Origin of the sequence: Halomonas sp. MMH1-48 (genome assembly GCF_022348105.1) — a bacterium.
Lineage (GTDB): Bacteria > Pseudomonadota > Gammaproteobacteria > Pseudomonadales > Halomonadaceae > Vreelandella > Vreelandella piezotolerans.
In genome coordinates this window covers 177,040-187,633 of the sequence record NZ_JAKRFL010000005.1, presented here as the reverse complement: position 1 = coordinate 187,633, position 10,594 = coordinate 177,040, and the positions used below count along the sequence as shown (strand labels likewise).

General features: G+C 60.1%; 10 protein-coding genes and 1 pseudogene. 7 read left to right on the top strand and 4 right to left on the bottom strand.

Going from position 1 to position 10,594, the window contains the following annotated elements:
• Positions 1 to 128 precede the first annotated feature (128 nt).
• Positions 129 to 515: an ATP-binding protein gene (locus tag MHM37_RS07370; protein WP_239296149.1), complete on the top strand. Its 387-nt coding sequence runs from the start codon at positions 129 to 131 to the stop codon at positions 513 to 515.
• A 93-nt stretch (positions 516 to 608) separates the two neighbouring features.
• Entirely contained in the window at positions 609 to 1,490 is an 882-nt protein-coding gene (gene bla, locus MHM37_RS07365) for a class A beta-lactamase (protein WP_153842270.1), read from the top strand.
• Between the two features lie 109 nt (positions 1,491 to 1,599).
• Here bla and MHM37_RS07360 read toward each other — a convergent pair whose 3' ends face one another.
• Positions 1,600 to 2,160, bottom strand: a complete 561-nt coding sequence (locus MHM37_RS07360) for a manganese efflux pump MntP family protein (protein WP_239296148.1) — start codon at positions 2,158 to 2,160, stop codon at positions 1,600 to 1,602.
• A gap of 290 nt (positions 2,161 to 2,450) precedes the next feature.
• Positions 2,451 to 3,170, bottom strand: a complete 720-nt coding sequence (locus MHM37_RS07355; RefSeq protein ID WP_139525313.1) for a CDP-alcohol phosphatidyltransferase family protein — start codon at positions 3,168 to 3,170, stop codon at positions 2,451 to 2,453.
• A 259-nt stretch (positions 3,171 to 3,429) separates the two neighbouring features.
• On the opposite strand from MHM37_RS07355, the gene MHM37_RS07350 reads away from it, so the two are divergent.
• From MHM37_RS07350 to MHM37_RS07335, 4 genes and pseudogenes are all read left to right on the top strand, one after another.
• On the top strand, positions 3,430 to 4,410 hold the full coding sequence (locus MHM37_RS07350) for a zinc-binding alcohol dehydrogenase (protein WP_239296147.1): 981 nt from the start codon (positions 3,430 to 3,432) through the stop codon (positions 4,408 to 4,410).
• Between the two features lie 33 nt (positions 4,411 to 4,443).
• Positions 4,444 to 4,842, top strand: a complete 399-nt coding sequence (locus MHM37_RS07345) for a 6-carboxytetrahydropterin synthase (RefSeq protein WP_139525315.1) — start codon at positions 4,444 to 4,446, stop codon at positions 4,840 to 4,842.
• Complete coding sequence (locus MHM37_RS07340) at positions 4,839 to 6,773, top strand: glycosyltransferase (RefSeq protein ID WP_139525316.1); 1,935 nt, start codon at positions 4,839 to 4,841, stop codon at positions 6,771 to 6,773. The genes MHM37_RS07345 and MHM37_RS07340 overlap by 4 nt, the downstream gene beginning before the upstream one ends.
• Positions 6,774 to 6,775: 2 nt before the next feature.
• Positions 6,776 to 7,642 (top strand): annotated as a pseudogene (locus MHM37_RS07335) (lysylphosphatidylglycerol synthase transmembrane domain-containing protein); the annotation flags it as partial.
• Between the two features lie 123 nt (positions 7,643 to 7,765).
• Here MHM37_RS07335 and MHM37_RS07330 read toward each other — a convergent pair.
• Entirely contained in the window at positions 7,766 to 8,590 is an 825-nt protein-coding gene (locus tag MHM37_RS07330) for a RibD family protein (RefSeq protein WP_239296153.1), read from the bottom strand.
• Between the two features lie 97 nt (positions 8,591 to 8,687).
• On the opposite strand from MHM37_RS07330, the gene ribA reads away from it, so the two are divergent.
• Positions 8,688 to 9,791, top strand: a complete 1,104-nt coding sequence (ribA, locus tag MHM37_RS07325; protein WP_139525317.1) for a GTP cyclohydrolase II RibA — start codon at positions 8,688 to 8,690, stop codon at positions 9,789 to 9,791.
• Here the strand turns inward: ribA and MHM37_RS07320 are convergent.
• Complete coding sequence (locus MHM37_RS07320) at positions 9,788 to 10,588, bottom strand: creatininase family protein (protein ID WP_153842274.1); 801 nt, start codon at positions 10,586 to 10,588, stop codon at positions 9,788 to 9,790. The genes ribA and MHM37_RS07320 overlap by 4 nt on opposite strands.
• Positions 10,589 to 10,594 lie beyond the last annotated feature (6 nt).

The window sequence follows — 10,594 nt, the reverse complement described above, 5'->3', positions numbered from 1 at the left end:
CCACTCGGAACTGGACACCGCGCCGGACGGTCTGGCTGAACCCGGACCGGGAAGACCCGCTGGTTCAACGCGATCAGCGATTAGAAGCCGCCTGATTCCAGGTTCCAACAAGCTTGACAGGCATCGCCATGCAACCGCTCGATGAGCATGACTATGTGAACATCGACCCGGAACGGTTTGCTCAAATCATGGCGAATTTGATCTCGAACGCTTGCAAGCACTCTGATCCCGGCGAACACGTTGCGGTAAGCGCAGGGGCAATCGATAGCCAGTGGCTTGAAATCCATGTGTGCGATCACGGAAACGGAATACCGTTGTCGTTTCAGCCGCGCGTGTTCGAGCGTTTTGCTCAAGCGGACGGGACAGACCGGCGACGCACCGGTGGGACGGGGCTTGGCTTGTCCATCACCAAGTCCCTAGTGGAAGAAATGGGGGGCAGCATCGGTTTTCACTCCGTACCAACGGAGGGCTGCTGTTTCTGGGTTCGCTTACCCAGGGTGGCAAAGCCAGCCTGATGGATCAGTGCAATGATGGCTCCGCTTGTTGCCGGGGCTGACCACGCCAACGCAGGGTATCTATGACCCTCTTAAGGACCAGGAAAATTAACCATGAATCATCGCCAACCACGTTGGTTGCGTGCAGCCCTATCGGCATGCGTGCTGTTCGCGTCATCTCATGCGATGGCGCAAGACGACCCCATTACCGCCGAGCTAGCGCGTATCGAACAGGCGCTGGACGCGCGTATTGGCTTTGCCGCGCACAACCTAGCCACGGGCCAGCGTTGGGAAGTGAATGCCGATGAGCGCTTTGCGATGTCCAGTACCTTCAAAACCCTGGCCTGCGGCGCGCTACTGGAGCAGGTAGATGAAGGGCAGTTAGCGCTGGAGACCGAGGTGAGTTTTGAGGAATCTGACCTAGTGACGTACTCCCCGGTGACTGAGCAGTATGCGGGCCATCAACCGATGACGCTGTTTGAGCTGTGCGATGCCACCATGACGACCAGCGATAATACCGCTGCTAACCTCGTGTTACAGGCGCTAGGTGGGCCGGAGGCGGTCACGGCCTTCGCACGTAGTATGGACGATCCTATTACTCGGTTAGACCGCTATGAAACTGAGTTGAACGAAGCCACTCCGGGGGACGAGCGCGACACCACCACGCCCAACGCTATGCTGGCCACGTTAGAAAAACTGGTGCTTGGCGATGTCCTAGCGGATGAGTCTCGGCAGCAGTTAGAAGCATGGATGAAAGGCAATGCCGTTGCGGATGGCCTCTTCCGTGCCGCCATGCCGTTTGATTGGGTGATCGCAGACCGAACTGGCGCAGGTGGTTATGGCTCCCGCTCGATTACCGCGATTATTTGGCCTCCAGAGCAACCACCCACGGTGGCGGTATTTTATATCACCGACACCGAGGCCTCGTTTGAAGAGCGCAATGCAGCCATTGCCTCGCTAGGGGAAGTGGTGCAAGCCACTTTAGCAGACGAATAACGAAACACGGGTGGCCAAACAGCCACCCGTTTTTGTAACCATTCATCTTTGAGCGACGCTACTATCGAGTGAACCTATCCGCCGTTATCGAGTGGGTAGGGGCCGTTGGTTATAAAACTCCCGTATACTCTACCACCACCATGACGCCAATCCCCATCAGCACGACCCCGCCTATCAGTTCGGCCCAGTGGCCAACGTACTTGCCCAATGAGTGACCAAGCAGCGTTCCCATGGAGGCCATCACGGTGGTGGCAAGGCCAATGGCGAGGCTGGTGGTGATAATGTTCACATCGATGAATGCCAAGCTGGCACCTACCGCCATGGCGTCTAGGCTGGTGGCGGTAGCCGTCAGTATCAGCAGCCACAGCGTTTGCTTGCGGTGCGCTATCTTGTCTTCTTTCTTGAGACCTTCATGAATCATATGCAGGCCAATGACGGTCAGCAGCGTAAACGCGACCCAGTGATCCCAGGCTTCCACGTACTGTTGAGACGCCTTACCCGCTACCCAGCCAAGCACCGGTGTCATCGCTTCGATGATGCCAAACACCAAGCCAATGCCGATGGCGTGATGGAAGCGGGGTTTGCTCAGTTCCGCGCCTTTACTGATGGAGGCTGCGAACGCATCCGCCGACATGGAAACCGCAAGAAAAAGGAGGGCAACGGGTGTCATGGTGGGCAGACTCTTGAAGTAAAAGCGTTGTGTGAAATGCTTACTTGAGTGACAAATGAAAGAATCGAATAGCGCGAAATCTTATCAGTTTTTTTGTTGATGACCACAAAGTTCATAAAAAATAAAGTTGATGATGGCGAACAAGTATTGCCTTGGCTAAGAATGTGTCTACTAGCTGATTTTGTTGCCTTTTTTGATACTTTGGGCCCGTGGGTAAGATGTAAGAAATGGCTGCTTTAAAGGCATCAGGTAATTTCTTTTTTAAACACACCATGTAATGATGAATGCGTTTAGCGGTGTTGGTAAAGCCACTTAATATCCACGCCAAAAGAGTAAATCAACGTCACCAACGCGCTGAACGCCAGCAGTCCCGCTAACAGCGGTGAGGTCAGCGGCGTTAGCGCCAGCAGCATCGCCACGACCTGCCAGACGCACACGGCTTTGCGGCGGTAGCTGTCATTGAGCGGCGCCTCCAGCCAAGGGAAGGGAAGGCTAGCGGCCACGAATAAATAACGCATGCCGCCAATCAGCAGCACCCACAGCCCCAGCCCCTCTTCCATGATCAAGCCAACACACAGCAGCATGATCAGCAGGGCATCCAGTTCCATATCGAAGCGTGCCCCAAAAGATGAGTGGCAGCGAGTGCGGCGGGCGATCCAGCCATCCACGCCGTCCAGTAATAGTGCGATGACCGAGACGCCCAGCCATAGCCAAATGGCGTCGATAAAGGCGTCATTCACCAGCGCGCCCGCCACCAGAGCGACCAGCACCGCGCGCCCCAGTGTCACCCGGTTGGCCCAACCCAGCGGGCCATGAGGCCAAAACACCAAGACCAAGCCGCTGATCAGGCCATAAAAGGCGATGGCCACCCACCAGTTGGCTGCGCCGGGCATGAGGGGCGCGAGCAGCGTCCCAAGACCTGCCAATAGTAGCGCGCCTACCAGCAGTTCGATGCTACTGCAAAGTCGCTTGGGCAGGGGAAATGGGGAGGAGTTAGACACAGGCGGCATGGTGGCTCACGTAGCGGTATCGTCGACCGCAGTTGAAATTAATGATGCAATAATTTATCTATGTACCATTATTGTATAGGGTGTATGGTAGTCAGCATCCCCAAAAGTTCCCTCATTAAACAATGTTGAAGGTTGGCAAGCGTTAATAGACCGATTGCTTTTCTACGCTAAGCTATAGGTGAGCCATTGAAAAGTCGCCATATCTTAGTCACGTTAAGATCAACGGATGGAAACAGCGCTTCAACGATAAGGAAATGTCATGTCGGCGCCTAAGACGGCCATGGCTTTTTGGGTAACACACCCAGGGCAGGGCCAACTGCAGCAGGAACCGCTGCCCACGTTAGGTGAAGCAGAGGTGCACGTTCGTGCCCTGTACAGCGGCGTTAGCCGTGGCACGGAATCACTGGTGTTTCACGCACGCGTGCCGGACAGCGAAACCCAGCGCATGCGCGCTCCTTTTCAAGCTGGAGAGTTTCCCACTCCGGTGAAATACGGTTATTGCAGCGTCGGCCGGGTCACCCATGGGCCTGACGCGCTTGTCGATAAAACCGTGTTTTGCCTACATCCCCACCAGGATCATTATGTGGTGCCTGCCGATATGGCAGTGCCCGTGCCCGATAACGTGCCCGCGCAGCGCGCGGTGCTCACTGCCAACATGGAAACCGCGCTCAACGGCGTATGGGATGCCAACCCCATGCTGGGCGAGCGTGTTTGTGTGGTGGGGGCGGGTGTCGTGGGCGCGCTGGTGGCGTATTTGTGCACGCGCATGGCGGGGGTCGAGGTCACGCTGGTCGATATCAATCCCGAGCGTGAAACCTTGGCCCAAGCCCTCGATGTACCGTTTGCCCTGCCTGAGCAAGCCCCGAACGATCAAGACTGTGTGATTCATGCCAGCGGTCATCCCGACGGCCTGCGTTTGGCCATGTCGCTCGTCGGCAATGAAGGCCGTGTCATCGAGATGAGCTGGTTTGGTCAAGGAGAGGTGTCGCTGCCCCTTGGCGGGGCGTTCCACTCCCAGCGATTGACACTGCGTGCCAGCCAAGTGGGTCAATTGCCAGCCAAACTCCAGCCGCGCTGGAACTATCGCCGTCGCTTGAACGTGGCGCTTCGCCTGCTGGCCGACCCTGCCCTTGAGGCGTTGATCAGCAGTGAGTGCGATTTTGCCGATTTCCCCGAACGAGCCCCGGCGCTGTTTAGTCCACAGAGCACGGCGCTCTGTCACCGAATTCGCTACCCCTAATCTTTCAACCGTTATTTGCTTACGGGAGTTGCCATGTACCGTTTATGCGTTCGCGATCACTTCATGATTGCCCACAGTTTCAAAGGCGAGATCTTTGGCCCGGCCCAGCGCACCCACGGCGCTACTTACGTGGTCGACGTCGTGTTTCAGCGCCCAGAGCTGGATCAGGATGGCTTGGTGATCGACATCGGTCTAGCCAGCGAAACCGTCAAAGAAGTGTTGGCGGGCTACAACTATCGCAACCTCGATGAGGTCAGTGAGTTGTCCGGCCAGAACACCACCACGGAGTTCATGGCGAAAGTGATCTTCGACCAGCTCGCCGCGGCCATCAAGGCGGGCCGTATGGGAGAAACGGCCAAAGGCCTGACCCAAATGGAAATCAAACTGCATGAATCCCATGTGGCCTGGGCCAGCTACGAAGGAGCGCTATGAACCAGCGATTGACGTTACTGGTGGCGGGGGATCCCAACCAGCGCACCGGCGGTTATATCTACGATGCACACATCGTTGACGCGCTGCGCGAGCAGGGGCTGTCGGTGGATGTGGTCGGTCTGGAGGGGCGTTTTCCTCAAGCCGATGACACGGCCAAACGTGCGCTTGCCAGCGCGTTGGATACGTTGGCCGATGGCGAGCGAGTCATCATCGACGGCCTAGCCATGGGCGCACTGCCTGGCGTGGTGGCGCGCCATACGGATCGGTTGGATATCACGTCGCTTTTGCATCATCCGCTGGGAGATGAGCAGGGGCTCTCCAGTGAAGAGCAGCAGCAACTTCACCGCAGCGAACTCACCGGGCTTGCCGAAGTCGCCCGGATCATCGTCACCAGCCGCTTTACTGCCCGCCGTTTGAGCGAACTCGCGAGCGATTACTCCCTGCCGATTACCGCGCCGATTACTGTCGTGGAGCCGGGAGTTGCCCAAGCGCCGGTCAGCCCCGCACCTGCGGCGGGTGACACCATCCGCCTTTTGTGTGTGGCCACCCTGACGCCGCGCAAGGGGCAGGATGTATTGGTCAAGGCGCTGGCGCGAGTGGCTAGCGAACAGTGGCAGTGTGACTGCTACGGCGGTGTCCGCGATACGGCATTTAGCGCCAGCGTGCAGCAGCTCATCGATGAGCATCGCCTTGCCGAACGCATCACCCTACACGGTGAGTGTGACGCCGACACCCTCGAGGCGGCTTACCAACACGCCCATGCGCTGGTGCTGCCTTCTTGGTACGAAGGTTACGGCATGGTGGTCACCGAGGCGTTGGCCCATGGCCTGCCGGTGATTACCACGACCGGTGGTGCCCTGCGCGATACCTTGCCAGAAGGCGCGGGTATTAGCGTGGCGCCGGGTGATGCCGATGCGCTCGGTGCCGCCATCGATAATTTCTGTTCCAACGAAGCGCTGCGAACCGAGCTGCGAGCGGGCGTTGCGCTGGCGCGGGGAGAGCTCAACGATTGGCAGGCGGCGGGCGTTGAGTTTGCCAGGGCATTGAAGGACGAAGGAACGGCTGAACTCACGGCGGGCAGTCAGTTTGCCGCTAGCTGGCTGACGCTGCGCGAAGCGGTCGATGGTCACGCCCGAAGCGAGGCGTTGGTCAGTCGGCTCGATGCGTGGCTCGCGTCTTGCGAAGCGCCTGTGACGCTGGCGGACTTAGGCTGTGGGCGGGGCAGCAATGTACAGTTTCTTGCGCCTCGGTTGAGCGGTGCGCAGCGCTGGGCGCTGTTCGACCATGACGATGCCCTATTGCGTGAGGCGCGTCGCCGGGCCATGCCGTTGCACGATGCCACAGGCCAACCGCTACAAGTGGAAACACACTGCACTTCACTCGCGACTCTCGAGCATCCCGCCTTGCAAGCGGCGGATGTCGTCAGTGCGTCAGCGCTCATCGATTTGGTGTCTCAGCCATGGATCGACATGCTGGCCCAGCAGTGTGCTGCGCATCGGCAGGCGCTGCTGGTGAGCTTGAGCGTGACCGGCGAATGGTGCTTTACGGATAGGGATCAGCAGCCCATCGACGACCCGGAAGATCGCTTTGTATTGGGGCTATTCAACGCGCATCAACAGCGGGATAAAGGGCTAGGTGAGGCGCTGGGCGGCGAGGCCCACAGGGCGCTCTACCACGCCCTGGCGGCGCAGGGTTATGACGTAGAGGAAGCCTCCACGCCCTGGCGGCTTGCCGCGGGTAGCCACGCGTCTCAGCCGCTCGTCAGTTCGCTGATCAACGGCTGGGCGGAAGCCGCCACCGAGCAGGCCCCCGACGCCGCCATGCGGATTGCCGAGTGGCGTACCGCACGCCTGGATGCCGTGGAGCGCGGCCAAATAGGGGTATGGGTGGGCCACCGTGACCTGTTGGCGCTGCCCGCGGTGAAGGGTTAGCCATGAGCGGGCACTGGTTACGTCGGCCATGGGTGCAGCGCGGCATCGTCAGCGCGGCGCTATTGGCGGCGGTGGCCCTGTGGGTAGAGCCTGCCGCCATTCTGGCCGAGGTGAAACGCTTCGCGCCCGAATGGGTGCTGGCGGCGTTAGCCATCAGTGTGCTGCAGGTGATGCTCAGCGCTTGGCGTTGGCAGTTCACTGCTGGTCGGGTAGATGTGCCGCTGCGATTTCGTTATGCCCTGCGCGAGTATTACTTGGCGCTGTTGGTCAATCAACTGCTTCCGGGGGGCGTATTGGGCGATGCGGGACGCGCCCATCGTCATGCTCGACAAGCTGCATCCAAGGGAAGCGCCTGGCGAGCGGTAGTCATCGAGCGGGCCTCGGGGCAAATGGCCGTGGTGGTGCTGACCCTGGTGGCACTGACGGCCTCGCCGCTGTGGCACGCCGCGCTGGGTGGCCCGCTGCTGTTCGGGCTGGTCGTCGGTGTGGCGGCACTGCTCTTGGCTGCGATCGCTCTGGGCGTTTGGTGTCGCAGCCCGAAAGGGCCTGCACTGCCTCAGTGGTGCATCGCGCTGGGACGGGATGTGCGCCGTGGACTGCTGGCGCGTCGGGCATGGCCGCTGCAGTTGGCCTCTTCGCTGGCCATCGTGCTCAGCTATGGCGGGGTGATGGTGTGCGCCGCCCGAGCCATGGGTAGCGAGATGCCCGTGTTCGACCTATTGGCGCTGACCCCCGTATTGCTGCTGGCCATGTTAGTCCCCTTATCGATTGCGGGCTGGGGCCTGCGGGAAGGCGCGGCTGCCGCTATTTGGGTCTTGGTGGGGTTGCCAGCCGCGCAAGGGGTTGCGATCTCGTTGGCCTACGGTGTCCTGGTGCTGCTCTCTAGTCTGCCGGGCATATGGGTGGCGTTGGCTAAACGTGGTCGCGCCACCCCTTCTACAGGTTCTACATCGACAGATTCCACGCCCTTTGGCCCGACCGCTGCAGGTGGGCTAGACGTCGCGCAGCATCACGTCGAACAGCGTGTCGTCGCCACACCGGAACGAGCGCATCGTGGGGCGCAGCGCGCTCTCCAGCGTCTCGATGGGCGTCATTTGCAGGCCGGGCCTGCCGGAGCCGATCAGCAGCGGGGCTACCATCAGATGCAGTCGATCAACGCAGTATGCCTCGATGAATTGGGAAATGGTGACACCGCCGCCTTCTACCAGCACACGTGTGAGCCCACGTTCCGCCAGCAGCGTAATGACCTTCGCTGGGTCGAACTGGCCGTGGGCATTCAAGGCCAGCACGCAGTGCTCCGCGTGGCTGGGCGCAGTCGTCACGTCTGGCCCAGTAATGTGCAAGGTCTTGACCTCGCTGCTGCGAAACAGCGCAAGATGACCGGGCACGCGACCACGAGGGTCGAGGACGACTCGCGTCGGGTGGCGGCCAGTGACATGGCGAACGGTGAGCTGGGGGTTGTCGGCCGCTGCAGTACCCGCACCGACCACGACCGCATCGGCCAGCGCGCGCAGCCGATGCAAATGCACGATGCTTTCATGGCCGTTGATGTAATGGGAGTGGCCGCTTTCCGTGGCAATTCGCCCATCCAAACTCTGCCCCAGCTGGGCGACGACCCAGCGGGGTTGCAACGCCAGCGGCGTCAGGCAGTCCAAGGCTGTCTGGGCTTGGGGCGTGACGGCGTGCGGCGACTGCCACGCGCCGTCGCGGGTGACCGAAAGATCCGCCTTGATAGAGGTGCCGTCGCTTTGGGCGAGCAGCCACTGCCAAGCGGTATCGAGATCGATCGAATGGGATGTATTACTGGAGTCGGGCATGACGCCTCCACACTGAAAATAACCTCAGATCATGCGGGGCCATGTTGCCCAACGCAAGCAACCTTTGCCCATACCATTAGGCAACCTGGAGGCCTACATGTATCAAATTGAACGCGCCATTTTCGATATTCGTCGCGGTTTACCGGTCGTGATCAGCAGCGGTGAGCAGCGCCTTCTGGTCCAAGCGCTAGAGGGTAGCCGTTCGGTGGATACCCTGGCCCAGCTGGCGGGTGCGCGCCCTGCGCTGGTGCTCACGCGGCATCGTTTGGAGGCCATGGGCATGTCGCTGAGTGCAGAGGCCGCCTGCCTGCCGTTGGCAGAACACATTGGCGAGCGCGAGCTGCATCAACTGGCCGTGGCTGACGCTGGCAAAAAGCCCAGTGCGCTGTTGAGCGGCTTGAAACCCGCTGGCGTCGCCGAGCGCGGGGCAGTGGCCCTCATGCGCCGAGCACTGCTGATCCCTGCCGCGTTAACCGCTCTGGTGAGTGAGGATGCTCGCCACGACATTGACAAACATATTGCCCAAGGGCGGCTACTGGAGGTCAACGCTGACGATGCGCATAAGTGTTTGGCGGGTGCGCCGGGTATGCTAAAGCGGGTGAGCGAAGCCAATATTCCGTTGGAAGATGCCCCCAATAGTCGCTTCGTGCTGTTCCGTGAACCGGATGGTTTGCGTGAGCATGTGGCCGTGGTCATCGGCCAGCTCGATGATGTGCAGGGTCCGGTACCGCTGCGTATGCATTCGGCGTGTTTGACCGGTGATTTGTTTGGCAGTCTGCGCTGCGACTGCGGTGAGCAGTTGCGCAACGCCGTGGCGGATATTCAGGCCATGGGTGGCGGTGTGCTGCTCTACTTGGCCCAAGAGGGGCGCGGGATCGGCTTGGCGAACAAGCTGCGCGCCTACACGCTGCAAGATAGCGGACTGGACACCGTCGATGCCGATCAAGTGCTGGGCTTTGGCGACGACGAGCGCCAGTACGCCGTGGCGGTGGATATGCTGAACGCGTTGAGTATCGATCAAGTGCAGCTACTCACCAACAATCCGCTGAAAATGTCAGCCCTGAAAGAGGGCGGTATCGAAGTGGTGTCCCGCCAAGCGCTATATGGCAGCGTAACGGATCACAACCACCGCTACCTAAGTGCCAAAGCCAGCCGAGCGGGTCACTTTTTGGATGAGGTGCTCGAGAGTCGCAGCCGTTAACGCTTGCCCGCCGCTGGCGCTCCCAGTGGCGGTAGTCGAGCGGTTTCCACAATGACCTGAGCAAGCTGGTAGGCATAGTGGTGGACGAGCCGTTCACCCAGTGCGGCGTTAGCGTGGCTGGCATCTCCAGCCACGCCATGTTCACTCAAATCTTCCCCTAACCAAGCAAAGGCAGCGCTACCCTCGGGGCTGACCAGCGCGCCTTCCGCAGGCATGGCTGGAGCAGCAGGCGTATAGTCATCGAGAGTGACGAGTTGCGGTGCTAAGTGCTGCATCATCGCCGTCTCCAGCAGCCCGCCATGCAGTCCATAACGTAGCTCATCGGCATTCATGGCGCCCTCTAAAGGCGGCAATCGTGTATAGGTCGCTTTGACTACGCGCATGTGACAGCGCCGCCGAAGCGTGAGCGCGGCTAGATCCATCACCGCTTTATTCCCGCCGTGACTATTGATCAGCACGAGCTTACGAATGCCTGTACGGGCAATGCTCTCGCCGTACGCTTCCAGCGTGGCAATAGCCAGCGGTGCGGGCAGGCTCAATGTGCCTGCGAAGCTTGCATGCTCGTCGCTGGCCCCTACCGCGATGGCGGGTAGACACAGCACCTCGACATCCTTCGCCAGACGCTCGAGTTGTACCAGCATGTCGGCCTGCAGCCCTTCACCAATGATGAGGTCGGTGCCCAAGGGTAGGTGGGTGCCGTGCTGCTCGATGGCACCTAAGGTAATGACCGCGACCGGGTCGTGCTGGGCAAGGGCATTCAGTTGAGGGGCGGTCAAGTGTTGCCAATGATAAACCATAGCGTC

Coding starts and splice junctions, on each gene's coding strand:
- MHM37_RS07370 (WP_239296149.1), top strand. CDS start 129: ATGCAACCGCTCGATGAGCATGACTATGTGAACATCGACCCGGAACGG.
- bla (WP_153842270.1), top strand. CDS start 609: ATGAATCATCGCCAACCACGTTGGTTGCGTGCAGCCCTATCGGCATGC.
- MHM37_RS07360 (WP_239296148.1), bottom strand. CDS start 2,160: ATGACACCCGTTGCCCTCCTTTTTCTTGCGGTTTCCATGTCGGCGGAT.
- MHM37_RS07355 (WP_139525313.1), bottom strand. CDS start 3,170: ATGCCGCCTGTGTCTAACTCCTCCCCATTTCCCCTGCCCAAGCGACTT.
- MHM37_RS07350 (WP_239296147.1), top strand. CDS start 3,430: ATGTCGGCGCCTAAGACGGCCATGGCTTTTTGGGTAACACACCCAGGG.
- MHM37_RS07345 (WP_139525315.1), top strand. CDS start 4,444: ATGTACCGTTTATGCGTTCGCGATCACTTCATGATTGCCCACAGTTTC.
- MHM37_RS07340 (WP_139525316.1), top strand. CDS start 4,839: ATGAACCAGCGATTGACGTTACTGGTGGCGGGGGATCCCAACCAGCGC.
- MHM37_RS07330 (WP_239296153.1), bottom strand. CDS start 8,590: ATGCCCGACTCCAGTAATACATCCCATTCGATCGATCTCGATACCGCT.
- ribA (WP_139525317.1), top strand. CDS start 8,688: ATGTATCAAATTGAACGCGCCATTTTCGATATTCGTCGCGGTTTACCG.
- MHM37_RS07320 (WP_153842274.1), bottom strand. CDS start 10,588: ATGGTTTATCATTGGCAACACTTGACCGCCCCTCAACTGAATGCCCTT.